At 52.7% G+C, this 23,581-nt stretch carries 26 protein-coding genes, 5 tRNA genes and 2 other annotated features; of the genes, 2 read left to right on the top strand and 29 right to left on the bottom strand.

Annotated features, from left to right (window positions below):
- Window positions 1-18 precede the first annotated feature (18 nt).
- The 5 genes from LKE88_RS10455 to LKE88_RS10435 are packed head-to-tail and all read right to left on the bottom strand — an operon-like array spanning window position 19 to window position 6,542.
- Complete coding sequence (locus LKE88_RS10455) at window positions 19-1,134, bottom strand: ABC transporter permease (RefSeq protein ID WP_199614647.1); 1,116 nt, start codon at window positions 1,132-1,134, stop codon at window positions 19-21.
- Window positions 1,134-2,255, bottom strand: coding sequence for an ABC transporter permease (locus tag LKE88_RS10450; RefSeq protein WP_231086619.1), 1,122 nt, complete (start codon window positions 2,253-2,255; stop codon window positions 1,134-1,136). Before LKE88_RS10450 ends, LKE88_RS10455 begins: the two co-directional genes overlap by 1 nt.
- Window positions 2,236-3,999, bottom strand: a complete 1,764-nt coding sequence (locus LKE88_RS10445; protein WP_105326833.1) for an ATP-binding cassette domain-containing protein — start codon at window positions 3,997-3,999, stop codon at window positions 2,236-2,238. Before LKE88_RS10445 ends, LKE88_RS10450 begins: the two co-directional genes overlap by 20 nt.
- Window positions 3,992-5,032 (bottom strand): HlyD family secretion protein, encoded by a 1,041-nt coding sequence (locus LKE88_RS10440; protein ID WP_105326832.1) that lies wholly within the window; start codon window positions 5,030-5,032, stop codon window positions 3,992-3,994. The genes LKE88_RS10445 and LKE88_RS10440 overlap by 8 nt, the downstream gene beginning before the upstream one ends.
- Window positions 5,025-6,542 carry an efflux transporter outer membrane subunit gene (locus LKE88_RS10435; protein ID WP_105326831.1) on the bottom strand — a complete coding sequence of 506 codons (1,518 nt, stop codon included), beginning with the start codon at window positions 6,540-6,542 and terminating at the stop codon, window positions 5,025-5,027. Before LKE88_RS10435 ends, LKE88_RS10440 begins: the two co-directional genes overlap by 8 nt.
- 263 nt (window positions 6,543-6,805) lie before the next feature.
- Between LKE88_RS10435 and LKE88_RS10430 the strand changes: the two genes are divergently transcribed.
- Window positions 6,806-7,366, top strand: a complete 561-nt coding sequence (locus tag LKE88_RS10430; protein WP_105326830.1) for a DUF3793 family protein — start codon at window positions 6,806-6,808, stop codon at window positions 7,364-7,366.
- Window positions 7,367-7,443: 77 nt separating this feature from the next.
- The gene (locus tag LKE88_RS10425; protein WP_105326829.1) at window positions 7,444-7,866 is read left to right on the top strand and encodes a flavodoxin; all 423 of its coding nucleotides are present in this window, start codon (window positions 7,444-7,446) and stop codon (window positions 7,864-7,866) included.
- A 57-nt stretch (window positions 7,867-7,923) separates the two neighbouring features.
- On the opposite strand, the gene LKE88_RS10420 is transcribed toward LKE88_RS10425, so the two are convergent.
- The 24 genes from LKE88_RS10420 to LKE88_RS10305 all read right to left on the bottom strand — a co-directional run bounded on the left by LKE88_RS10420 (window position 7,924) and on the right by LKE88_RS10305 (window position 23,520).
- Window positions 7,924-8,379: a DUF441 domain-containing protein gene (locus LKE88_RS10420; protein ID WP_105326828.1), complete on the bottom strand. Its 456-nt coding sequence runs from the start codon at window positions 8,377-8,379 to the stop codon at window positions 7,924-7,926.
- Between the two features lie 93 nt (window positions 8,380-8,472).
- On the bottom strand, window positions 8,473-9,654 hold the full coding sequence (locus tag LKE88_RS10415) for a M20 metallopeptidase family protein (RefSeq protein ID WP_105326827.1): 1,182 nt from the start codon (window positions 9,652-9,654) through the stop codon (window positions 8,473-8,475).
- Window positions 9,655-9,715: 61 nt separating this feature from the next.
- Entirely contained in the window at window positions 9,716-10,546 is an 831-nt protein-coding gene (locus LKE88_RS10410; protein ID WP_105326826.1) for a MetQ/NlpA family ABC transporter substrate-binding protein, read from the bottom strand.
- A gap of 22 nt (window positions 10,547-10,568) precedes the next feature.
- The gene (locus tag LKE88_RS10405) at window positions 10,569-11,231 is read right to left on the bottom strand and encodes a methionine ABC transporter permease (RefSeq protein ID WP_105326825.1); all 663 of its coding nucleotides are present in this window, start codon (window positions 11,229-11,231) and stop codon (window positions 10,569-10,571) included.
- Entirely contained in the window at window positions 11,228-12,253 is a 1,026-nt protein-coding gene (locus tag LKE88_RS10400; RefSeq protein WP_105326824.1) for a methionine ABC transporter ATP-binding protein, read from the bottom strand. The genes LKE88_RS10405 and LKE88_RS10400 overlap by 4 nt, the downstream gene beginning before the upstream one ends.
- A 182-nt stretch (window positions 12,254-12,435) precedes the next feature.
- Window positions 12,436-12,652: a binding site (T-box leader), on the bottom strand.
- A 171-nt stretch (window positions 12,653-12,823) separates the two neighbouring features.
- Window positions 12,824-13,189: a 50S ribosomal protein L7/L12 gene (rplL, locus tag LKE88_RS10395; RefSeq protein WP_105326822.1), complete on the bottom strand. Its 366-nt coding sequence runs from the start codon at window positions 13,187-13,189 to the stop codon at window positions 12,824-12,826.
- Between the two features lie 65 nt (window positions 13,190-13,254).
- Window positions 13,255-13,788 carry a 50S ribosomal protein L10 gene (gene rplJ / locus LKE88_RS10390; RefSeq protein WP_105326821.1) on the bottom strand — a complete coding sequence of 178 codons (534 nt, stop codon included), beginning with the start codon at window positions 13,786-13,788 and terminating at the stop codon, window positions 13,255-13,257.
- A gap of 28 nt (window positions 13,789-13,816) precedes the next feature.
- Window positions 13,817-13,943 (bottom strand) — a sequence feature (ribosomal protein L10 leader region).
- 5 nt (window positions 13,944-13,948) lie between these two features.
- Window positions 13,949-14,650: a 50S ribosomal protein L1 gene (gene rplA / locus LKE88_RS10385; RefSeq protein ID WP_105326820.1), complete on the bottom strand. Its 702-nt coding sequence runs from the start codon at window positions 14,648-14,650 to the stop codon at window positions 13,949-13,951.
- 54 nt (window positions 14,651-14,704) lie between these two features.
- On the bottom strand, window positions 14,705-15,130 hold the full coding sequence (gene rplK / locus LKE88_RS10380) for a 50S ribosomal protein L11 (RefSeq protein ID WP_105326819.1): 426 nt from the start codon (window positions 15,128-15,130) through the stop codon (window positions 14,705-14,707).
- Between the two features lie 17 nt (window positions 15,131-15,147).
- Complete coding sequence (nusG, locus tag LKE88_RS10375; protein ID WP_276803536.1) at window positions 15,148-15,708, bottom strand: transcription termination/antitermination protein NusG; 561 nt, start codon at window positions 15,706-15,708, stop codon at window positions 15,148-15,150.
- 2 nt (window positions 15,709-15,710) lie between these two features.
- Window positions 15,711-15,935 carry a preprotein translocase subunit SecE gene (gene secE, locus LKE88_RS10370; RefSeq protein ID WP_105326817.1) on the bottom strand — a complete coding sequence of 75 codons (225 nt, stop codon included), beginning with the start codon at window positions 15,933-15,935 and terminating at the stop codon, window positions 15,711-15,713.
- Window positions 15,936-15,949: 14 nt separating this feature from the next.
- Window positions 15,950-16,111, bottom strand: a complete 162-nt coding sequence (gene rpmG, locus LKE88_RS10365) for a 50S ribosomal protein L33 (protein ID WP_105326816.1) — start codon at window positions 16,109-16,111, stop codon at window positions 15,950-15,952.
- Between the two features lie 154 nt (window positions 16,112-16,265).
- Entirely contained in the window at window positions 16,266-17,453 is a 1,188-nt protein-coding gene (gene tuf / locus LKE88_RS10360) for an elongation factor Tu (protein ID WP_105326815.1), read from the bottom strand.
- A gap of 76 nt (window positions 17,454-17,529) precedes the next feature.
- A tRNA-Met gene (locus tag LKE88_RS10355) sits at window positions 17,530-17,606 on the bottom strand.
- 5 nt (window positions 17,607-17,611) lie between these two features.
- Window positions 17,612-17,687: transfer RNA gene (locus LKE88_RS10350), tRNA-Thr, on the bottom strand.
- Window positions 17,688-17,690: 3 nt separating this feature from the next.
- Window positions 17,691-17,766 (bottom strand) — tRNA-Met (locus LKE88_RS10345).
- 3 nt (window positions 17,767-17,769) lie between these two features.
- Window positions 17,770-17,854 (bottom strand) — tRNA-Tyr (locus LKE88_RS10340).
- A gap of 23 nt (window positions 17,855-17,877) precedes the next feature.
- A tRNA-Thr gene (locus LKE88_RS10335) sits at window positions 17,878-17,953 on the bottom strand.
- Between the two features lie 89 nt (window positions 17,954-18,042).
- Entirely contained in the window at window positions 18,043-18,846 is an 804-nt protein-coding gene (locus tag LKE88_RS10330; protein WP_105326814.1) for an undecaprenyl-diphosphate phosphatase, read from the bottom strand.
- Between the two features lie 139 nt (window positions 18,847-18,985).
- Complete coding sequence (locus LKE88_RS10325) at window positions 18,986-20,104, bottom strand: 6-phosphofructokinase (RefSeq protein ID WP_105326813.1); 1,119 nt, start codon at window positions 20,102-20,104, stop codon at window positions 18,986-18,988.
- Window positions 20,105-20,108: 4 nt separating this feature from the next.
- The gene (brxF, locus tag LKE88_RS10320; RefSeq protein WP_105326812.1) at window positions 20,109-20,570 is read right to left on the bottom strand and encodes a BREX-3 system P-loop-containing protein BrxF; all 462 of its coding nucleotides are present in this window, start codon (window positions 20,568-20,570) and stop codon (window positions 20,109-20,111) included.
- A 119-nt stretch (window positions 20,571-20,689) separates the two neighbouring features.
- Window positions 20,690-21,445: an RNA polymerase sporulation sigma factor SigH gene (gene sigH / locus LKE88_RS10315; RefSeq protein ID WP_105326811.1), complete on the bottom strand. Its 756-nt coding sequence runs from the start codon at window positions 21,443-21,445 to the stop codon at window positions 20,690-20,692.
- A 43-nt stretch (window positions 21,446-21,488) separates the two neighbouring features.
- Window positions 21,489-22,232, bottom strand: a complete 744-nt coding sequence (rlmB, locus tag LKE88_RS10310) for a 23S rRNA (guanosine(2251)-2'-O)-methyltransferase RlmB (protein ID WP_105326810.1) — start codon at window positions 22,230-22,232, stop codon at window positions 21,489-21,491.
- Between the two features lie 91 nt (window positions 22,233-22,323).
- Complete coding sequence (locus LKE88_RS10305) at window positions 22,324-23,520, bottom strand: FprA family A-type flavoprotein (protein WP_105326809.1); 1,197 nt, start codon at window positions 23,518-23,520, stop codon at window positions 22,324-22,326.
- Window positions 23,521-23,581 lie beyond the last annotated feature (61 nt).

Below are 23,581 nucleotides of genomic sequence, written 5' to 3'. Positions count from 1 at the left end.
ATACTCCGCCCAGGTACCCTAGCTAAGATTCTCCCGAAACAGGTGGGCCGCCAAAGCCAAAGTCAGAATGGCCACAATCACCATGGGCACAAAATCAAAAGCAATAGTGGAAAGCCCCGCCCCCTCAAAATAGATCCGCCGCATGGCATCCAGGGCAAAACGCAGGGGATCCACGTAGGTCAGCAGCTGGAGAAATTGGGGCATATTCCGCACCGGAGTAGCTACCCCGGACAGTAAGGCATTGGGAATCAGGTACACATAGGTATAGACCTGGACCTGCTGCATACTGGAGCAGACCGAGGAAATACTAAGGCCAATCCCGGTGGAACTGAGAAAATACACCAGCAGAACCAGGTACAAGGTAGGATAAGAGCCGGCAAAAGGCACCCGGAACCAAAACAGGTCAATCAGCAGCAGAATGGTGGCCTGCATCAGACCCACCACCACAGGAGGAAATGCCTTGCCAATCAGCAGTACCAAAGGCGATGCCGGGGTAACCAGCAGCTGCTCAAAGGTTCCCTCCTCCCGTTCCCGGGCTACGGACATACCGGACAATAAAATAACCTGGGCAAAGCTCATGAGCCCCATAATGCCCGGTGCAAAGTACCAGCGGGTGGACTGGTTGGGGTTAAACCAGGTTCTGGGTTCCAGGGTAACCGGCAGGGGCTGCCCCGTCCGGGCGCTGGCCCAGCTGGCCACCACCCGGCCCGTATAAGCGGACGCCAGGCTGGCCGTCATGGTATTGCGGCCGTCGGTAATCAGCTGGAGCCTGGCCTTCTCTCCCCGCTCCAGCCTTTGGGTAAAATCTTGGGGAATAGCCAGCACCATCATGGCCTGTTCCGTATCCATAATAGCCGCAATCTGGGAAGCGTTTTGGAGGGTGGCTGCCCGGTGGAAAAAGCCCGTGCCGTCCAGCCTTGCCAAAAGGGAGGCAGAGGCTTCCGAATGGCTCTGGTCCAATACCCCGTAGGAAATATAGGTTACATTGAAGGTGGCGGCGTAGCCAAAAAGGATTCCCGTAAAAATCACCGGAATCACCAAAATCCGCCGGAAGGCTTTGTCCTTCATAATGGCCAGAAATTCCTTGCGGCAGATGCACTTTACCTGATACCAGAAAAGTTTCCAGCCCGTCATCATTCCACCTTCTTTCGGATGATATGGAAGGCCAGTTCCGTAAACAGAATGGCAAAAAACACCAAGATGGCCCCCTGCTTCCAGATTACCGGCCAGATATTTCCGGCCAAAAACAGGGTTTTCAATACCGTCAGGTAATGGCTGAAGGGCAGGATTTCCCCGGACAGCTGTACCACCAGGGGAGTGCTGCGCAGGTCAAACAGAAAGCCCGACACCATAATGCTGGGCAGAAAGCTTACCAACATGGCCACCTGGGTAGCCATGAACTGCCCCTTGGTCACTACGGAAATCAGGATTCCCGCCCCCAGGGCAGCCAACAGATACAAGATGGTTACCAAAAGAATCAGGGCCAGGGAGCCCACCAGGGGCACCTGGAATAAATACCGGGACAATACCAGACAGATCAATACCCCCAGCATGGCAATGCAGAAATACGGAATAATTTTGGCTACAATCAGCTCTCCCTTCCGCACCGGAGTTACAAACAGGGATTCAAAGGTGCCCCGCTCATACTCCCGGGCCATTACCCCGGCGGTAAGCAGCACCCCTACCAGCGTCACAATCATCAGGATCAGCCCCGGCACAAAAACCCAGGTACTGGCATGGGCATCGTTGAACCACAGCCGGCTTTCCAGGGTAACTCCGCCCAGCCCCTGAGCCGCCAGATACTCCCCCGTCCACTGGCTGACTCCTGCCTCCACATAGGATTGCAGGGTCATGGCAGTAGTGGTATCCACCCCATATAAAATCAGCTGGAGCCGGGCATTGTTCTGGTGCAGCTGCCGGCTGAAATCCGGAGGGACCCGGAGAATGGCGTCCACCTTTCGGGTTTCAAAAGCCTGGACAGCCTGGTAGATATCCGTCATATACACCGGCTTAAAATATTCCGACCCATCCACAAAATTCACCATCTGCCGGGCTTCCGGGGCATTATCCTCCAGCACCACCGCAATGGGCGCATTCTTTACGTCCAGGCTGATGCCAAAGCCGATGACCAGAATCAGGATAATGGGCAGCAAAATTCCCATCATCAGACTGCTCTTGTCCCGGCCCACTTCCAAAAATTCTTTATGGGTCAGAGCCCGCATCCGGCGCAGCCGGTCATTGATGGTGTCCTGCATGGTTCTCCTCCCCCTTTGCTGCCCGTGCCCGGTGGACAATATCGATAAACAGCTCATCCATATTTCCCCGGGGTTTGTGGAGCTGCTGCCGGATTTCTTCTGCCGAGCCTACAATCAGCATTTCGCCCCGGTCCTGAATCATGATCCGGTCACAGTACTCCGCTTCTTCCATAAAATGGGTGGTAACAATAATGGTGGTCCCCTTCATGGCCAAATCCGTAATCTGCCGCCAGAACAGCCGCCGGGCCAGGGGATCGATGCCGCTGGTGGGCTCATCCAGGAACAGGATTTCCGGCTCCTGGAGCAGGGCGCAGGCCATGGAAAGGCGCTGCTTATAGCCGCCGGGCAGGTCCCCGGCATTTTTGTCCTGCATTCCCTCCAAACGGAATTCTTCCAAGATAAGTTTGATGCGCTCCTTTAATTTTTTGGGTGGTATTCCGTAAATTCCTCCGAAAAACTGTAGATTATCCAAGACGCTCAGCTTGCTGTACAAGGAGAATTTCTGGGCCACGTAGCCTATTTTGGCCCTGGCCTGGGTTCTGGCCGTCCGCAGGTTCTCCCCAGCCACGCTGAGCACCCCTTCCGTAGCCGGCAAAAGGCCGCAGAGCATCCGGAAGGTGGTGGTTTTCCCTGCGCCGTTAGGGCCCAAAAGGCCAAATACCTCCCCCCGATGCACCTGGAAGGAAGTATGGGAAACGGCGGTAAAATCTCCGAATTTCTTCACCAGATTTTCCACCTTGATGCTGACCTCAGGAGAAACGGGCTGGTAGGTTCCCGGCTCCAGGGGCGTCAGTTCCAACTGCTTATCCTCCGGCTTGGCGTCCCGATGCAGGAGAATCATAAAGCCATCCTCCAGCCGGGGCGCAGCGGGCTGGGCGGCCAGTTGCCACTTGCCAAGGGTAGCCGGCAGCTTTTCCGGCCGCAGGGCAATATACCGGACCAGACCGCTTTGGGGCACGGCATCTACCACGTCCGGATCGTCCAAAAGAGCCCCCTGGATAACCCGACAGGGCAGTCCCTGGGGCGGCACCACTTCAAAACACCGGCCCTGGGCTACGTTCTGAAGACTCTCGGGGGTACCCTGAAAAAGGATTTTTCCCTGGTTCAATACATACACATCGTCACACATGGCGGCCTCGTTCATATAGGCCGTACATACAATAACACTGAGGTGTTCTTCCTGGACCAGCTGTTTGATGATTACCCAAAGTTCCTGCCGGGACAGGGGGTCCACCCCCACCGTAGGCTCATCCAAAAGCAGCAGTTCCGGAGAACGTACCAGGGTGCAGGCAAGACCCAGCTTCTGTTTCATGCCCCCGGACAAGTTCCCGGCCAACCGTCCGGTAAAAGCTTCCAGTCCCGTCATAGAAAGGAGCTTGGCAAACCGCTGCCGCCGCTTTTCCCCCTCTACGCCAAAAAGGTCTGCATACAAGTCCAGGTTTTCCTGGACCGTCAAATCTTCATAGAGGCCAAATTTTTGGGGCATATAATTGATTCTCGTTTGAATTTCTGGTGCTTGCTGCACTGCATCTAACCCCAGCACTTCCAGTTTGCCCCCTGTAGGGGACAAGAGTCCGCACAGCAGCCGCAGGGTGGTGGTTTTCCCCGCCCCATCCGGCCCTATGAGAGCCGTCATTTTGCCTGCTGCTGCCTGAAAATCCACTTGATTCAGGGCCAGGGTCCGTCCCTGCTTATCGTCAAATAATTTCTCCAACCCCTGGGCCCGGACCACCCAATCAGCCATGGCGGGTCTCCGTTTCCAATTTGACCGTTACCGGCATACCCATCCGCAGCCGGTTCCGGGTATCCGTTACGTAGACCCGAACCTCGTACAGCAGGGCAGTACGCAGGTCCGAGGTTTCTACCGTTTTAGGCGTAAACTCCGCAGTGGAGGAAATGTACCCTACCTGGCCCGTTACCGGGTCATTGGGGAAGCTGTCGGTGTAGACCTTGGCTTCCATTCCTTCATAAATGCGGCCCAAGTCCTGTTCGCTGACATAGACCCGCACCCATTTTTTCTCATTGAGGGACAGCTTAAAGACAGGCTTCTGGGGAGAGGCCATATCCCCCGGTTCCAAAAGCCGGGACCGGATAACGCCGTCTGACGGCGCCCGAAGCTCTGCCTGCCCCAGCAGATAATTCACCTGGTTTACCTCTTCCTGGAGGGCCCGCAGCTGGGCCTCCCCGGCAGCAACATCTTCCTCCCGGGGCCCGGCCTGGGCCTTGGCATAGGACTGGGACGCTGCCTCGGCCTGGGCCGCCGCTACATCCGCCTTGGTCCTTGCTGCATCCAAATCCTGCTTGCTGACGGAAAGCCCCAAGGAATTCCGGTAGGCCGTCTGGGCCCGGTCCAGGTCCTGTTTGGCCTGCTCCGCCTGGGCCGCCGCCTCATCGGCCTTGGACTTGGCTTCGGCCAGATCTTCTGCCCGGGTACCGTTATGGAGCTTGTCCACCACCGCCTGCTGGGCGGCTACCTGGGCCTGAAGCTTGCTTTTCTTGATTTTCAGTTCGTCCGTGTCCAGCCGGGCCAGCACCTGGTCCTTGGTCACCTTGTCCCCCTCTTCCACCAATACGTCCGCAATCCGGTCGCTTTGCCGGAAGGCCAGGGCCACTTCCCGCACGTCTACGTTGCCGTAAAGGGTCAGGGTGCGGGCCGCCTTCTGGTCCTGATACCGCTCATACCCAAAGCCGCCCAAAAGGGCCAATACCACCACCCCTGCCGCCAGAGCCGCTTTTTTCTTATCCGTCCGCAATGTATTCCAAAGTTCCTTAATCATGTTTTGTTCCTCCCGCTGCCGCAGCTGCCTGTTGGTCCATCGGTTCCCAGCCTCCACCCAAGGCCTTAAAGAGGTGGATCAGATTGGCCAGTTCCTGGCCTTTGCTGCGATTTTCCTGCCGTTCCAGCCCCAAAAGGGTGCTCTCATTATCCAGCACCGCTTGGTAATCGCTAAGACCTGCCTGATAGCGGCTTTCTGCCAGGGAAAGGGCCTTTTGGGCATTTTCCCTGCCTGCGGTCAGCTGATCCTTTCTTTCCTTCTCCTGGACAATCTGGGTCATGGCATCCCGAACTTCTCCGGCTGCCTGGAGTACCGTCTTTTCGTATTGGGCCTGAACTTCCTTGACCCGTGCATCCTGCAGCCGTACATTCTGCCGCAATTGCCCCCCGTGAAAGAGAGGCAGGGTAATAGAAGGCGCCAGGGCAAAGCCCCGGGAACCTGCAGAAAACAGGTTGGATCCTCCCAGGGTCACCAGCCCCAGGAAACCTTCCAGCGTAAACCGGGGCTTTAAGGCCGCCCGGGCTTCCTTGGTTTTGGCCACCTGGGCCGCCACCTGCTGTTCCGCCGCAAAAATATCCGGCCGCTGCCGCAGGGAATTGGCGGGAATGGCATGGTACAGCAGCGGATTCACCTCCGGCAGGGGCGCCGGTTGGACCAGCTCATCCAAAGCCCCTGGCTCTGAGCCCGTAAGCACCGTCAGCCGGGTCAGGGTTTCGCTGATGGCCTGCCGCAGGCTGGGAACTTCTGCCAAAGTCGCCTGTGCCTGGGTGCGCATAGCCGTACCCGGGTAGGCGCTAATCAGTCCCGCCTGAAAATTGGTATCCAAAAGATCCGCTTTCTGCTGCTGCAGCTGTCCCCGTTTTTCTACCAGGACCAGGTCCTGCTGCAGGGTCCGCAGGGAAAAATAATTCAAGGCCGTTTCCGCACTGAGGGTTACCCAGGTACTGTACAGGGCCCCCTGCTGGGCGGCCAGTCCATGGGCTGCCGCCTGCTTCTCGGCCTTGATCCGGCCAAAGAAATCCAGTTCCCAGGACGCGTCAATCCCCAGGCCTGCGGCCTGGTTATTCAGCTTGGGCGCATGGAGCATTCCCGGTACGGGACTCATATCCGTTACCACCTTGCCCACATTGTCCGGCACCTCTCCCCGGATATAGGCACCGCCGGCATTCAGCCAGGGAAGGCTTTCTCCTTTGCTGATGCCCAGCTGGGCCCGGGCTTCTTCCACCCGGGCAGCCCCGGCCTTTAAATCCCGGTTGTTTTGCAGCGTCAGGTCAATGAGCCTGTTGAGCTGGGGATCCTGAAACACCTTCCACCAGGCTGCCAGCTGCTGGGCGTCCAGCTGCGCCTCAGGTACCGTTTTATCATAAACCCCGCTCCCCTTGGCCAGCTGTGTCCAGGCCGCCATTTTTTCCGGGGCAGGGGCTGTTTTTCCATTTGTCTTGCCTGCCGCCAGGCCAAGGGCCGGTTCCGTCAATAGAGCCAGCACCAATACGGTTTCTTTCCAACCCATGGAAATGCCTCCTTCATTCTCCCACGCAAACAGAGGGGTAATTATTCGCACAATTAATTATAAACTAATTATAATACAAACCCCCTGTTCTTACAACCGAAACCCCTTTCCCCCATTTTTGAAAAAAAAGCTTGCACGGAATTTATTTTTTTGCTATACTGCATTTGGTTAGTTTTAACTAACTGTTAGAGTGAATTTATCCAGGAATTCACTTTTTTATTTTCTGTTTTAATTAGTTAATACTAACTAAAGGAGGGCTTCCCATGACAATTTCCTTAGAGACAGAATTGGTACGGCAATGCGCCCCAACTTTGGCTGGCCTAAAACCCGCCAGCCTGTTCCGCTACGTCTTTGCCCCCGGCCAAGACCCTGCCCGCGCACTATTTGCAGTGACCCAGGCCCTGGAGCCCAAAGGCATCCGGGTCCAAATCCTGTCCTATCACCTTGCCAGCCGGGGAGCCCTCTTTTATGGCTTCCGTCCGTGGGAACTTCACCAGATTCTAAAGGAACCGGCCAACAGCTCCTTCCTAAAACGCCAGGGCTATACGGGTTCTTGCGAGGAGATTCTGGACGCCATGGCCCTGCGCCTGTCCAGAAAGGGCTCCTTCCCCCATGAAATTGGCCTGCTGCTTGGCTATCCTTTAGAAGACGTGAAGGCGTATATGGCCGCTCCCCGGGAGAAAGGCGTTTGTTCCGGCTGCTGGAAAGCCTACGGCAATAGGGAGCAGGCTGCCTGCTACTTTGCCAAATGCCGAAAATGCACCCAGGTCTATTGGCGCTGCTACTGTGCAGGAACGCCTCTCAGCCGCCTGGCCGTTGCCTGATTTCTGTCAAAAACGGCACCGCCGTTTTTCTACTATCGCCACAGCCGGCAGAACCGCCGGCAGAAAGGATGTACCCTATGAGTAAAATCGCTGTTGTATTTTGGAGTGGAACCGGCAATACGGAAGCTATGGCCCAAGCTGTAGCAGAGGGCGCCAAAGAAAAAGGCGCAGAAGTAACCGTCTTTACGGCTGCGGAATTCTCTGCTGCCCAGGTTCCTGGTTTTGATGCCATTGCCTTTGGCTGTCCGGCCATGGGGGCAGAAGTTCTGGAAGAATCCGAATTCCAGCCCATGTTTGACGACGTAAAACCGGCCCTGTCCGGCAAGAAACTGGTGCTGTTCGGCTCCTACGGCTGGGGCACGGGTGAGTGGATGGACTACTGGAAGGAAGACTGCGTAAAGGCCGGTGCCGTGCTGGCGGCTGACCCCCTGATCATCAACGGGGCCCCCGATGATGCCGGTCTTGGTGAATGCAAAACCCTAGGCGCTGCCCTGGTATAAAATCCCCCATTAAGAAAGCAAAAAAGGATATGCCCCGGCACATCCTTTTTTGCTTTCTTAATGGAACAGGGCGTGGAACCCTTTCATAAATACATAGAGAATCCCGCTGGCAATCATGGGGCCCACAGGTACCCCCTTCAGGAAAATCACCCCCAAAATGGTCCCCACCAGAATGGAAACCACCATCTGGGGATCCCGGGTCATAACTTCAACACCCCATTTGCCCAAAAGGGCTACGATAATCCCGGTAACAATGGCAGCGATACCTTCCGGGGAGCGAACCACGTCCACAATTTCGTGGTAGCCGATGGCACCGGTAGCCAGAGGCACCAGCATGGCAGCCGTCAGGAGGATAACCCCCCAATTCAGTCCATGCGCCCCGAAATACAGCAGTTTGTCGTGGGGCAGCACCAGTTTCAGCACCAAAAGAAAAGCCGAAGAATACGTGACCGTGCTGTTATGGGAAAAATAGCCCAGCAGCAGGACACCCAGTAAAACCAAATATGCCTGCATGGAGTAATCCTTTCTAAAAACAATATGAGTCAGAGCCCGATGCTCTGACTCATATTTTACGTGATTTTACTACAATTGTAAACAAAAGGGATTCTATTTACTGTTTTGGGTTTCTGCGCCATAACACAGCACATATTGCACAAAGTACTGAACCCCCAGGCCCAAAGCCCGTTCATCTACATCAAAGTAGGGATTGTGCTGGGCATGACGTTCCTTCTCGTCGGGCACGCCGCCCCCCAGCAGCAAGATGCACTTGGGTGCCTCATACTTGGCGAAATCTTCGCCCCCCATTTGCAGGTCCCATTCTACAATCTTTGCCGGATCAAAAACCTTTTGGCAGGCCTTCAGCCCCGTTTCCACACAGGCCTTGTCGTTGATCATGGGCGGCGTGCCAAAGTGGTAGTCCACCCGGATTTGGGTCCGGGAGGCTTCGCCTACGCCTCTGGCCACCCGCTCCAGGATTCCCGGGTATTCCTGCCGCAGCTGGGGATTAAAGGTCCTGGCAGTCCCCTGTAGATGAGCCTCCGCCGGAATCACATTGGAAGTGGTCCCCGCCTGAAAGGAAGTAACACTGAGTACAGCCGGCTCTAAGGCACTGATTTCCCGGCTGACCACGGTTTGCAGGGTGGTCACAAATTCCGAGGCCGCCACAATGGGATCGATGGCCTGGTGGGGCTGGGCCCCATGGCCCCCCTTCCCTTCTACGTAAATGTCAAAGGTATCCGCTGCACTCATCACCGGTCCCACCCGCAGGGAGGCATACCCTACAGGAATCAGTCCCCAGATATGCAGGGCGATAATCCGGTCACATTCCTTGACCAATGGTTCATTTTTCATATGGGCCGCCCCGCTGTCCGCAATGTATTCTTCTGCCGGCTGGAAAATCAGCCGGACGGTAACCGGCAATTCATCCTTCAGACCGGCCAAAATTTTGGCCGTACCCAAAAGAATGGTAATGTGGGTATCATGGCCGCAGGCGTGCATGGTGCCGGGGTTTTGGGATTTGTAGGACGTTTCGTTCAGTTCTGTAATGGGCAGGGCATCAATATCTGCCCGGATGCCCAGAATCTTGTCCGAAGCTTTTTTCCCTTTGATGGTGCCAATAACGCCGGTTTTGGCCGCCTTTACTGCAGGAATGCCCAGCTTTTCCAAGTAGTTCAGGATTTTTTCCTGGGTGCCAAATTCCTGCCAGGACTGTTCCGGATGGGTATGAAAATCCCGGCGCAGGGTAACCAGTTCCTGCTGAAGCTGCTGTACTTGTTCTTCTACGTTCATAGCTTACTCCTTTTCAGAAAGAAGACCCTGCAGCCGCAGCGTCAGGGTCTTTCCATATGGGTTATTTTTTCGTATCGGGATCATACCACAGGCCGTTGTTGTTCTTCTTCAGGTATTCCTTGAAGGCTTCGGAATGGTAGGCATCCGCAATGTCCTTTACCCATTGGGCATTCTTGTTCTTGTCGGCTACCACCAGCTGCAGTAGCAGATGGGGCAGGATATCTTCCTTCATAAGCGCCGTGGAGGGGTCAATCTTGGCGTTGTACACAATGGAACCGGTAATGACGATGTAGTCGAAATCACCCCGTACAGCCGGGATATTCAGGGACTTCATTTCCACGAATTTCAGATTGTGGGGATTCTCCACAATATCCTGCATGGTTACCGTGGACAGGTCCTTTTTGGGATCCAGTTTAATCCACCCAGCTTTTTGCAGCAGCGCATAGGCTCTTGCCGTATTGGAAGCATCGTTGGGAACCGCAATGGTATCCCCGTCGGCTACTTGGTCCAGCTTGGTCTTAGAACCGGCGTAGATGCCAGCCGGAACAGTGGGAATAGGAGTGATGGCTGCCAAATGGCCGCCCTGCTTCTTATTGAAGTTATCCATATAGGCTATATGCTGCTCTACGTTAAAGTCCACTTCCCCTTCATTCAGGGCAATATCGGCCTGGAGCAGGTCGGACATATCCTTACCGGTAATCTTATACCCCTTCTTTTCCAAAATGGGTTTTACGCCCTTTTCGAACAGGTCAGAATAGGGTCCCTGGGATTTGCTGTAGGTGAGTTCCTTCTTGCTGCCCGTATCTTTGCTGCTGTCTCCGCAGCCTGCCAGCACCGCCGTGCTCATAATTGCCGCCAAGGCCACAACCAGCCACTTTTTCCAGTTTTTCATGATAACGCCTCCATATTCCCTTTTAATGATTTCTTGTTTTATAGGCAAAATGATTGCCGATGGTTTGGATAATCTGCACAAAAATAATCAGGACCACCACTGTAAACAGCATCAGCGGGGTATTCATTCTTTCGTAGCCGTAGGTCAAGGCCAGGTCGCCTACGCCGCCAGCCCCAATGGCACCGGCCATGGCCGTGGCACCAATAAGTCCGATGGTGCCGGTGGTCACCGACAAGATCAGGGATCCCTTGGCTTCCGGCAATAGGAAGTACCAGACAATCTCAAAATAGCTGGCTCCCATGGCCTGGGCTGCTTCCACAATCCCCCGGTCCACCTCCAAAATGGAGTTTTCAAACAGCCGGGTAAGATAGGGGGCGATGAAAATCACCAGGGGCACCAGGGCCGCCGTGGTCCCAATCCGGGTCCCTATAAGGGCTTTGGTAAGGGGCATAATGAACACCATCAGGATGATGAAAGGAATACTCCGAATCACATTGATAATGGTATTCAAAACCCCGGAAATCACCCGGTTATGGAGAATCCCGTTGGGATTGGTAAGCACCAGTGTCACTGCCAAAATCATGGCTATCACGGTGCCGATAAACAGGGAAATAAACACCATGTACAAGGTCTGCTCCGCCGCCAGGATCAAGCGGGAAGCCGGTACGCCCAATTGTTCAATCATGACAGGGACACCTCCTTCCACAAAATCCCCTGCTGGGTCAGATATGCTTCCGCCTTCTGGAGCTTATCCCCTTCATCAATCACCTGTAGGGTAAATAGTCCCAGGGCTGTCTGCTGCAATTCACAAACATTGGCAAACACGATATCCGTCTGCAAGCCGAACTTCTGGTTCAGTTCCCAAATGGTGCCTTCCGAAGCCTGGTCTCCCAAAAACCGCAGTTTCAGCAGCTTGTAGGGCCGGGTTTCCTTCTTTAATTTTTCCTGAATGCTCTTGGGAATGGTATCCGGAATAACCGTCCGAACGAACTTCTTGGTCATGGGCTGCTGGGGATCGCTGAATACGTCCAGGACGGAACCGCTTTCCACCACCTTGCCCAGTTCCATAACCGCCACCTTGTTGCACAGCTGCTGAATCACCTGAATCTGGTGGGTCACAAACAAGATGGTGATTTTCAGCTCCTTATTGATTTTTCGCAGCAGGTCCAAAATCTGGTCCGTGGTTTCCGGGTCCAAGGCACTGGTGGCCTCATCGCACAACAGAATGGACGGATTGGTAGCCAGAGCCCGGGCAATGCCCACCCGCTGTTTCTGACCGCCTGACAGCTGCCCGGGATAAGCATGAGCCTTGTCGTCCAGGCTGACAAATTTCAGCAGGGTTTTGACGATTTGGTCCACCGCAGCATTCTCAATCTTATTGAGCCGCAGGGGAATGGCCACATTCTCGTACACCGTTTTGGAACCCAGCAGGTTGAACTGCTGGAAAATCATCCCTACATTCTTCCGCACCAGACGCAGGTCCTGGTGGTTCAGGGTATCAATGGTCTGCCCGTTGATCACCACATGACCCTCCGTGGGAGTTTCCAAAGCGTTGACCATCCGGAGCAAAGTAGATTTTCCAGCGCCGCTGAAACCGATGACGCCAAAAATATCCCCCTTCTCTACCGTAAGGTTCACATGGGAAAGAGCCTGTACTTCAACATTTTTTAAGTGGAATGTCTTACTGACATCTTGGAATTCAATCATTGTACCGACACCTCTGCAGCAGCAAATAGTTTCTGGAGGCAGGACCGCATGTCCTGCTGTCTACAGCAGCGGGTTCCCCCGCAGCAGGGAAGCAAATGCCATTTTTTCAATTCCTGCACCTCCTGAAAAGATAAATTCAGAAGGAACCAAACCCGTCAGGGTATAAAAAAAGAACCCCCGTCTGCAGAGACGGTGGTCCGTGGTTCCACTCTGTTTTGCCGGCCCAAAGGTCAGCCTCAAGCGCAGTATAACGGCTGCCACCCCGTAAAGGCCTACTGGAACTTTCGGCCTTTCAGCTCCCGGAGGCATTCGGCCTGGTTTTGCACCGCCCTACTCTCACCCTTGCAGGACTCTCTGTGGGGCTAGCCCAAACTTACTTATTCCGGTCATTGCTTTTCGCGTATGCATATATCCTACTATGCAAGGGGGATTTTGTCAAGGTACTGTAAAGGAAAAATACACATTTATTTGTGGAATTGCTATTCTTTTTAGTTATACATGTTGCCCTCAAACCAAACAAAAAAAGAAGGACCATCACCGAGGTGACAATCCTTCTTCAAAGAGCAGAAATTATTTCAGTTCTACTTTAGCGCCAGCTTCTTCCAGTTTAGCTTTCATGGCTTCAGCATCAGCTTTGGAAACGTTTTCTTTCAGGGTGTTAGGAGCAGCATCAACAGCAGCTTTAGCTTCCTTCAGGCCCAGGCCGGTCAGTTCGCGAACAACTTTGATAACGTTGATCTTGCTAGCACCAACATCGGTCAGTACAACGTTGAATTCGGTCTTTTCAGCAGCAGCAGCGCCAGCAGCAGGAGCAGCAGCAACAGCAACGGGAGCAGCAGCGCTCACGCCGAATTTTTCTTCCATAGCTTTTACCAGGTCAGCCAGTTCCAGAACAGTCATGCTTTCGATGGCTTGCAGAATTTGATCTTTATCCATTGTAAATACCTCCAAAATTTTTAAATGAAATGGTTGTCAGGCTGCGGATTCAGCCTGCAAGTGAATTAAGCAGTTTCCTGCTCTTTCTTTTGACGTACGGCCTCCAGGACATATACGGCATTGCGGATCGTGCCTTGGAGAACGTTGACCAGGCCGGACAGAGGGGCCTGCATGCTGCCAACCAGTTTGGCCAGCAGTTCTTCTCTGGACGGCAGTTCTGCCAGAGCCTTTACTTCGTCAACGCCGATTACGGCGCCGTCCAAAATGCCGGCTTTCAGTTCCAGAGCTTTATGATCCTTGCTGAAATCGTTGAGGATTTTAGCAGGAGCAACAGGGTCTTCAGGGGCGAAGGCCAGAGCGGTATTGTGTTCCAGATAAGCATCCAGGCCTTCAATACCAGCTTCCTGCGCAGCAATACGTACAAACGTATTCTTGGCAACCATGTATTTAATACCGGCTTCACGCATTTTGCTTCTCAGTTCGGTATCTTCAGCTACGGACAGGCCGCAGTAGTCAACCAGAACCACACCTTTAGAACCAGCCAGTAATTCTTTCAGTTCTGCAACTTTACTAGCTTTCTCAGGTCTAATATCATGCATCAATATACACCTCCTTGCGTAAAAAGTTATAATCAATGAAAAGACCTCTCGGCGGGTCAGCCGGAGGTCATGTTTATCAACACTCCGACCTAGGCAGGGGATAAGGATCGTTATGCGTTAGCACCTGCTGTCTCTGGTCCGATGGTCATTTTCTATGTGATTATTTGTTGCTGTCAGCCTTCAGTACATCCACGTGTACGCCAGGGCCCATGGTGGTGGACAGGGTTACACTCTTAATGTATTGTCCTTTGGCACCGGAGGGTTTTACCCGGATCAGGGTGGTTACTAAGGTCAGGTAGTTTTCCAACAGCTTTTCAGCATCGAAGGAAGCCTTACCGATAGCAGCTTGTACGTTACCGGCTTTGTCGGTACGGTACTCAATTTTACCAGCTTTGATTTCGTTGACAGCACGGGTTACATCCATGGTAACAGTGCCGACTTTCGGGTTAGGCATCAAGCCCTTGGGGCCCAAAATCTTACCCAAACGGCCTACGGTACCCATCATATCAGGGGTAGCAACGCAGACGTCGAAATCAGTCCAGCCGCCTTTGATTTTTTCTACCAGTTCATCAGAACCGACGAAATCAGCGCCAGCAGCTTCAGCTTCTTGTGCTTTAGCACCTCTAGCGAATACCAGCACGGTCTTGGATTTACCAGTACCATGGGGCAGAACCAGAGCGCCGCGCACTTGTTGGTCAGCATACTTGGGATCTACGCCCAGACGGACGGAAACCTCAACGGTGCTGTCGAATTTGGTTACAGAAGTCTGTTTAACCAGATCAACTGCTTCCTTGGGGGAATATGCTTTGCCAGCTTCGATGAGCTTTGCGGCATCAGAATATTTCTTGCCAAACTTTTTCATGTACTTTCCTCCTGGTGGTCAAACGGCTTTTGCCTCCCACGTAAATTGAAGAGCTTAGTCTTCTACAGTAATACCCATGCTGCGGGCAGTACCTTCAACCATGCGCATAGCAGCTTCAACAGAGCCAGCGTTTAGGTCTTTCATTTTGGTTTCTGCGATTTCCCGGATTTTGTCCCGTTTTACAACGGCTACTTTGTTCTTGTTGGGTTCGCCGGATGCTTTTTCAATACCAGCGGCCTTTTTCAGCAGAACTGCAGCGGGAGGGGTCTTCGTAATGAAAGTAAAGGAACGGTCTTCAAAAACAGTGATCTCAACAGGAATGATCAGACCAGCTTGTTTTGCAGTACGTTCGTTAAAGTCTTTAACGAAGGCCATAATGTTGATACCAGCTTGGCCGAGGGCCGGGCCTACGGGAGGTGCCGGAGTTGCCTTACCAGCAGGAACCTGCAATTTAACCATTTTAATAACTTTCTTTGGCATATGTCACACCTCCTTACTTAATCAATAGCTTCCACTTGGGTGAATTTAACTTCAATCGGAGTTTCCCGACCAAACATTTCAATCATGACTTTGACCTTCTGCTGTTCGTCGTTGATCTCCGCTACCGTCCCTACCATATCGGTAAAGCCAGGGGCCTTAATGCGGACGGTATCATTCAAACCTACAGGGCACTCCATACGGATGACGGGAGCTTCTTCAGCCTTGCCGCCTTCCTCTTTGGGTTGAGCTCCGAGGATGCGTTCTACTTCGCGGTCGGATAAGGGAATGGGTTTCGTGCCGGTGCCAACGAAGCCAGTTACACCAGGGGTGTTGCGCACAGCATACCAAGTCCGATCGTCCACAATCATTTCAATCAGCACATAGCCGGGAAATACCTTGCGGGCCACGATCTTCTGCTTGTCATCCTTAGCATCCACTTCATTCTGCATAGGAACCAGCACCTGAAAGATCTGCTCCTCCATGCCCAAAGAATGGATTTTGCTTTCCAAATTCATCTTTACCTTATTCTCGTAACCGGAATAAGTATGAATGACATACCAGTGCTTTTGACCTTCCATGCTTACTGCACTCCCATCACTAAACGAAACAGTACGGATAAAATAGCATCGATCGCCCAGATCAGCAATGCAGAAAACAGGCTGGACATGATTACCGTTACGGTATAGCCCATGAGTTCCCGCTTGTTCGGCCAGGCTACTTTTTTCATTTCGACCTTCACTTCCCGGAGGAATCCCGTCACTCCTGACGAGCTTTTGATATCCGGGGTGAATTGAGATGCTGCCATATTATCTCTCCACCTTATTTCGTTTCTTTATGCAACGTATGCTTCTTGCAGAATTTGCAATACTTGTTGATTTCGATCCGTTCAGTATCGTTTTTCTTATTCTTCGTAGTTTGATAGTTACGCTGTTTGCACTCAGTGCAAGCCAGGGTAATACCTACACGGTTTCCAGCTGCCATTCCTTAACACCTCGCTTACTTTACACTAGACTCAAGTCAAAAAAATCCTAAAAGCCGCTTATAAAGACTATCATACAAAAGGCCGAATGTCAACAAAAAATTGAGGCCGATAAGGGACCGGCCTCAATTTTGATGCCATTCTGGCAAATATTTCTTAACCTTCGATTTCGGTAACAACGCCAGCGCCTACCGTATGGCCGCCTTCGCGGATAGCGAAACGCAGACCTTGTTCGATAGCGATCGGGGTGATCAGTTCAACGTCCATTACAACGTTGTCGCCAGGCATAACCATTTCGGTACCTTCAGGCAGGTGAGCCACACCAGTAACGTCGGTAGTTCTGAAGTAGAACTGAGGACGATAGCCGTTGAAGAACGGAGTATGACGGCCGCCTTCTTCTTTGGTCAGTACGTATACTTGGCCTTTGAATTTGGTATGAGGATGAATGGAACCGGGTTTAGCCAGAACCTGACCTCTTTCGATTTCGCTTCTGTCAATACCGCGCAGCAGGCAGCCGATGTTGTCGCCGGCTTCAGCCTGATCCATGGTCTTACGGAACATTTCCAGACCAGTAGCAACGGATTGTTTCTTTTCTTCGCTCAGACCAACGATTTCAACCGTGTCGCCAACTTTGATTACGCCACGTTCTACACGGCCAGTAGCTACGGTGCCGCGGCCGGTGATGGTGAATACGTCTTCAACGGGCATCAGGAACGGTTTAGCCAGGTCATGGACAGGAGTCGGAATGTATTCGTCAACAGCATCCATCAATTTCATGATGTTTGCTTCTTGTTCTTTGTCGCCTTCCAGAGCTTTCAGTGCGGAACCAACAACGATGGGCACTTCATCTCCAGGATAGCCGTATTGGCTCAGCAGTTCGCGAACTTCCATTTCAACCAGTTCGATCAGTTCAGGATCGTCAACTTGGTCGGATTTGTTCAGGAACACAACGATAGCAGGAACGCCAACCTGGCGGGCAAGCAGGATGTGTTCACGAGTCTGAGGCATAGGACCATCAGCAGCGGATACAACCAGAATTGCGCCGTCCATCTGAGCAGCACCAGTGATCATGTTCTTTACATAGTCAGCATGCCCCGGGCAGTCAACGTGTGCATAGTGTCTTTTTTCGGTTTCGTATTCAACGTGGGCGGTATTAATGGTAATACCACGTTCTCTTTCTTCCGGAGCCTTATCGATCATGTTGTAGTCCATGAATTGGGCGCCGCCACGTTCAGCCAAAACCTTGGTGATAGCCGCAGTCAACGTAGTCTTGCCATGGTCAACGTGACCAATGGTACCAATGTTGACATGGGGTTTGGTTCTGTTGAATTTTTCTTTAGCCATTAGAATACCTCCCAACGCTTTCTCAACTTTTTTGTGATTTTAAAATAGCCCCTGTTACGGGGCTTAGTGAACAAAATGGTAGCGGCGCACGGATTTGAACCGCGGACAGGCCGGGTATGAACCGACTGCTCTAGCCAACTGAGCTACGCCGCCATAATTGGAGCTGATGACCAGAGTCGAACTGGTGACCTTATCCTTACCAAGGATACGCTCTGCCATCTGAGCTACATCAGCATGTGGTTGCGGGGGCTGGACTTGAACCAACGACCTTCGGGTTATGAGCCCGACGAGCTACCAACTGCTCCACCCCGCGATTTGGTGGAGAGAGAAGGATTCGAACCTTCGAAGCCAGAGGCGGCAGATTTACAGTCTGCTCCCTTTAACCACTCGGGAATCTCTCCACATTTGTCTGTTACGAAGTTAGTGGAGCTGGCAAAAGGAATTGAACCCTCAACCTACTGATTACAAGTCAGTTGCTCTACCATTTGAGCTATGCCAGCCTTTGCGTTCGTAACAAAATGAATTATACAGAACACAGCGGATTTTGTCAACACTTTTTTCAAAAAAAGTGAAATGTTTTTTCACAAGCTTAGAAATAGAAGTATGCGACAGTGACCGCAGCCAATATAATACGATAAATTCCGAAGGCTGTCAATGTGGAACGCTGAAGAAATTTCATAAACCACACAATGGACAGATAGCCTACAATAAAAGCCACCACAAAACCAATGGCCAGGACCTGCAAATCCCCCAGGCTCAGCCCGGACAGATTCTTCAGCAGCTCGAATAGGCAGGCCGCTACCATAATGGGCAGCGCCATGATGAAGGTGAAATCCGCGCCGGCCTTCCTGTTTACCCCTACCAGCAGGGCACCGCCCATAGTAGAGCCGCTCCGGGAAAAGCCCGGCCACAGCGACAGAAATTGGAAAAAGCCGATGTACAGGGCCTGCTTCAGGCTGATATGGTCCACGTCCTGGACCAATTCCTGTTCATGGCCCTTGATCTTGTGCTCAGCGTAAATCATGAGCAGGGCGCCCAGCACCAGGCCAATGGCTACCGTAGCCGGAGAAAACAGGTATTTCTTAATGAAAGAATGGACCAGGAGAGCGAAAGCCATAGTAGGCACGCAGCCAGCTGCCACATGGTACCCGGTCAGCCCGGTTCCCAGCTGCCAGCCTTCTTTGGTGAAGAAACGGCGGAACCGTTCTTTATAGAGCACCAGCACGGCCAGAATCGCTCCCAGTTGAATCACCACGTCAAATATCTTGGCCAGGTTCCCCTGAAAGCCGATCAGGTGTCCCACAATGATCATATGGCCGGTGGAAGAAACAGGAATAAACTCTGTCAGCCCTTCCACAATACCCAATATGACCGCAATTAAATTTTCACTCACTTACTTTCACTCCCTTTATATGGTTCCTGCTTTCCGCAGCTTGTTCATTATATGTCATTGAAACAGAAAAAAAAAGAGAAGACACAATTTTTTCCAGGACTTTCTTGGGAAAACAGGTCTTCTCTTGTTTTTTTGTACCTCAGGGCTGTTCGTCCCCAAAGGAAATGCCAATATGGCGGCCGGCCCGGATAATATCCGAATCTACGGGAACCCGATGGGGTTCCGAAGCAGCCTGAGCTATAGGTACCCGGACAATCTGGTTGGCCTGGAGGGCTACCATCACATTGTATTCCCCTGCCAGACAGGCTTCCACTGCGGCCACTCCATAGCGGGTGGAAAGCACCCGGTCGTAGGCTGTAGGTGAACCGCCCCGCTGGAGATACCCCAACACCGTGCAGCGGGATTCAATTCCGGTTTTGGCTTCAATTTCCTCTGCCAGTTTCTCCCCCACGCCGCCCAGGCGGATGGGTTCAAAGCTGTCCTTGACAATCCGGGCAACCGTCAGCTCGCCGCCAATGGGCTTGGCCCCTTCAGCCACCGTAATGATGCTGAATTTCTTACCGCTTTGCTGGCGCCGCCGGATTTTCCGGATAACAGCTTCAATATCATAAGGAATTTCTGGAATCAAAATCACATCGGCTCCGCCGGCAATCCCCGAGTGCAGGGCAATCCACCCTGCGTAGCGCCCCATAACTTCCAGCACCATTACCCGGTGATGGGATTCTGCCGTGGTGTGCAGCCGGTCCAAAGCTTCCGTGGCCATGGACATAGCCGTATCAAAGCCAAAGGTCCGTTCCGTACAGGGCAGGTCGTTATCAATGGTCTTGGGTACACCCACCACGTTCACCCCGCACAGCCGATGGAGGTCGTAGGCAATTTTCAGACTGCCGTCCCCGCCGATAACCACCAGGCATTCAATGCCGTGGTCCTTCAGGTTCTTTACCACCACTTCCCGCATATCCTTGTAGATGATGCTGCCGTCGGCAGCTTCGCCGGAAGCATAGTGGAACGGATTATCCCGGTTGGTGGTGCCCAGCACCGTGCCGCCCCGGGGCAAAATGCCGGATACATCGGACAGCTGCATCAGCTTCATGTCATTGCTGATCAGACCATGGAAGCCGTTGGCAATACCATAGATCTGATATCCGTTGAAAATAGCGGTCTTCACTACAGCTCGGATTACGGCATTCAGGCCCGGGCAGTCCCCGCCGCCTGTCAGGACAGCCAGAGTGCCCCTTACCGTTTTCCCTTCTGTCATGCTATCACCCTACATTCCAAATGGTATAGTTGGCGGCGGACAAACGGATGGATTCCGTTCCATCGAATTTGTCATAGCACAAGAGGCCATTGTTCACATAACCCGGCCAGGCAATGACCAGAGTATAGGTTTTGCCCAGTTCATCAATTACGCTCTTGGGATCGATGTTGAAAACAGGCACAAAGAAGGTCTGTACCCGGTCCAGCATAATCACGTCCCCATGATGCCCAGTCAGCTGGTCCTTGAGCATTTCCGGGGCCTTGCTTCTTCTTTCCGCCGGCAGCAATTTCAGAAATTCTTCCGTAATCAGCAGGCGAGCGTCAATATAGTCCCAGCCCTTGGCTTCTGCAGCTTCCCGCATCAGTTTGCTTTTGCCGCTGCCGGGTTTGCCGGTAACAATCAAAACCTTTTCTTCCTTTTCCCGTACGGCGGCAATCTGTTGTTCAAATTCTTCTAATTGATTCATGCGTATGCCCTCCCTTTCCTATGTCCGAGCAGATTTTCTGGATATTGTTTCCTTTCGGCAGGAAAAAATATTTTCCTGCAAAGTGAAACTGATTTTCTCTTTTTTCTGTCTATTCTGCTTCAAAGTGTATCAATCCTGTCAATATCTTCCAGGTTTTCCTGCTCCTCCTGGTTGGCCAAATGTTCCTTGGCTGCCATCAGCAGCAGGCCCTTGTTCAGGGTCCGGATGTCCAGCTCGTGGTTCCGGGAACTCAGGTATTTTTCCAGTTTCCGCTTCACCCGCTGGAGCGCATTGTCAATGGATTTGGTGCTCCGCTTCAGCTCAGCAGAAATATCCTGGTAGGATTTGCTTTCCAGGTACTTGCACAGTACCTGCCACTCCAGGGAACTCAGCATGGCCGACACGTTCTTTTCGATATCCGCAAACTCTTCCTGATCCACCAGCAGGTTTTCCGGCTCAATTCCATGGCTGCCCCCCAGCATATCCATGATGGTCCGTTCCTTGCCGTCGTCAAAAATAGGTTTGTCCAGGGATACATACGTATTTAAAGGTTTATGCTTTTGCCGGGTAGCACTCTTGATGGCCGAAATAATCTGCCGATTCACGCATAGCTCCGCAAATACCTTAAAAGACGCCTTCTTGTCCGGCCGGTAATCCCGAATGGCTTTGAAAAGGCCAATCATCCCCTCCTGGATCATGTCCTCTTTCTCAGCCCCAATGAGAAAGTACCGGCTGGCCTTCATTTTCACAAACTCCTTGTACTTGGCCAGCAGGTAATCCTGCGCCTGACGATCATCCTGTTTCTGGATCCGCTCAATCAATTGTTCATCACTGAGCGCCTCATACTTTTTCTTGCTTTCGTCCAGCTGCGTCATACAGTTCCCCTCCTTTGCCCCCTGCAAAGCAATTCCCCGTCCGTCAGCGTGCCGCCAATAGCCGCTGCCGCACAATATCATACAGCAGGATTCCCCCGGCCACAGAAGCGTTCAGGGAAAACACTTCTCCCAGCATGGGAATCCGTACAATAAAATCACAATTTTCCTTGACCAGGCGTCCCAGGCCCTTGCCTTCCGCCCCCACCACCAGGACCATGGGTCCCGTCAGGTTGGCGTCAAAATAGAGGTTTTCCCCGTCCATATCCGCTCCGGCAATCCAGAACCCTTGCTTCTTCAGCTTTTTCATGGTCTGGGCAATATTGCCGATTTGGATTACCGGTACGTGTTCCACTGCCCCGGCGGAGATTTTGGCCACCACGGCATTTAAGGGACAGCTGCGCCGTTGGGGCAGCAGCACCCCGTGGACTCCTGCCGCATTGGCGGTCCGGATAAGGGCCCCTACATTTTGGGGATCCTGAAGTTCATCCAAAAGCAGCAAAAGGGGTGTTTCTCCCCGCTGCTCCACCTTGGTCAGCACCTGATCCAGGTCCTGGAAGGCTACGGGAGCACCCTGGGCGGCAATGCCCTGGTGCCGAAGGCCTTCCGCCATATGGTCCAGGACTTCCTTGCTTACCATTTCCACAGGAATCTTCCGTTCCTGGGCCAAGGCCAAAAGCTCTCCCAAACTGCCCCCGTGAAGGCCCGTCTGGACCCACAATTTATTCAAGGGACGGCTGCTGTGCAGCGCTTCCCGCACAGCGTTTCTTCCAACAATAATATCCTGCATGCACCCTCCGGTTTTATATAGCAGGAAATGGTAAGAAGCCAAAACCTCTTACCATTTTTCCCACAGCTATTTTATCACAATTGTCCGCTTCTTATTTTTCCTGGAATTTCTGGCTAACGGTTTCGGCAAAGTCAAAGCCGTATTTTTCTGCCTTTTCCAGTTCTTCCGGCAGCGGCCGCCATTTTACGTTATAGCCCGGCAGCAGTTCCATACCGGAAGCCTTGATGAGGGCTTCCATATCCTTTTCTGCACCGCCGGCCCAGCCGTAGGTACCAAAAGCGGCAGCCAGCTTGCCGGAGGGCTTCAGGCCCTTCAGGTAGGTCAGCAAATCGCCGATGGTGGGCATCATGCCGGAGTTTTGGGTAGGAGAACCAATCAGGATTCCCTTGGCGGTCAGCAGGTCGCTGATTACATCAGCCTTCAGGGAGCTTTCGTAGCGGTACAGTTTGGCCCGCATACCCTGCTTTTCAATACCCCGGAGCATGGCCCGTGCCATGGCCTCGGTGCCGCCCCACATGGTATCGTATACCACCAGGACCCGGTTGATGGCTTCTCCCCGGCCCCATTGTTCGTACTTGGTCAGAATGTCATCGATATTGGTGCGCCAAATGCAGCCGTGGCAGGAGCAGATCATCTTCAGCGGCAGGCTGCGGACGAATTTCACTGCGTTGGGTACCAGTTTGGCATAGGGCATCAGAATATTGGCGAAGTACTTCTGGGCTTCAAACAGCATATCAGCCACTTCCGTTTCATCGTCAAACAGCTTGGTGCAGCAGTAGTGCTGGCCAAAAGCATCACTGGAGAACAGGATTTGTTCTTCCGGGCAGTAGGTCACCATGGAATCCGGCCAGTGGAGCATGGGAATGGCATGGAATACCAGAGAGCGTTTGCCCAGGCTCAGGCTTTCGCCGGTTTTTACTACCTGCAGCCGTCCGTCAAAAACATTCCCGTAATGTTCCTTCAGTTCGTTGGAAGCCTGTACCGTGCACAGGAAAACAGCCTTGGGGCAGGCAGCGGCCAAAGCCGGCAGACTGCCGGAATGGTCCGGTTCCACGTGGTTGACCACAATGTAGTCAATTTTGGAAGGCTCCACTACGGAACTGATATAAGTCAGCTGGTCTCCAGCATAACGAGCTTTTACCCCGTCAATCAGGCAGATTTTTTCGTCCAGCAGCAGGAAGGAATTGTAGGTGACGCCCCGAGGGGTGGCAAACCCATGGAAATCTTTCAGGGTCCAATCCCGAACGCCTACTTCAAATATATCATTGGCAATTTCGCGTGCTTTCATAAGATAAAGCTCCTCTCAAAAATAAGTTCATCCCCATTATACTATTTTCCCCAATTAAAGA

Origin of the sequence: Acidaminococcus hominis (genome assembly GCF_022484025.1) — a bacterium.
Lineage (GTDB): Bacteria > Bacillota > Negativicutes > Acidaminococcales > Acidaminococcaceae > Acidaminococcus > Acidaminococcus hominis.
The sequence above is the reverse complement of the archived record's forward strand: the minus strand, read 5'-3'. Positions and strand labels throughout refer to the sequence as shown.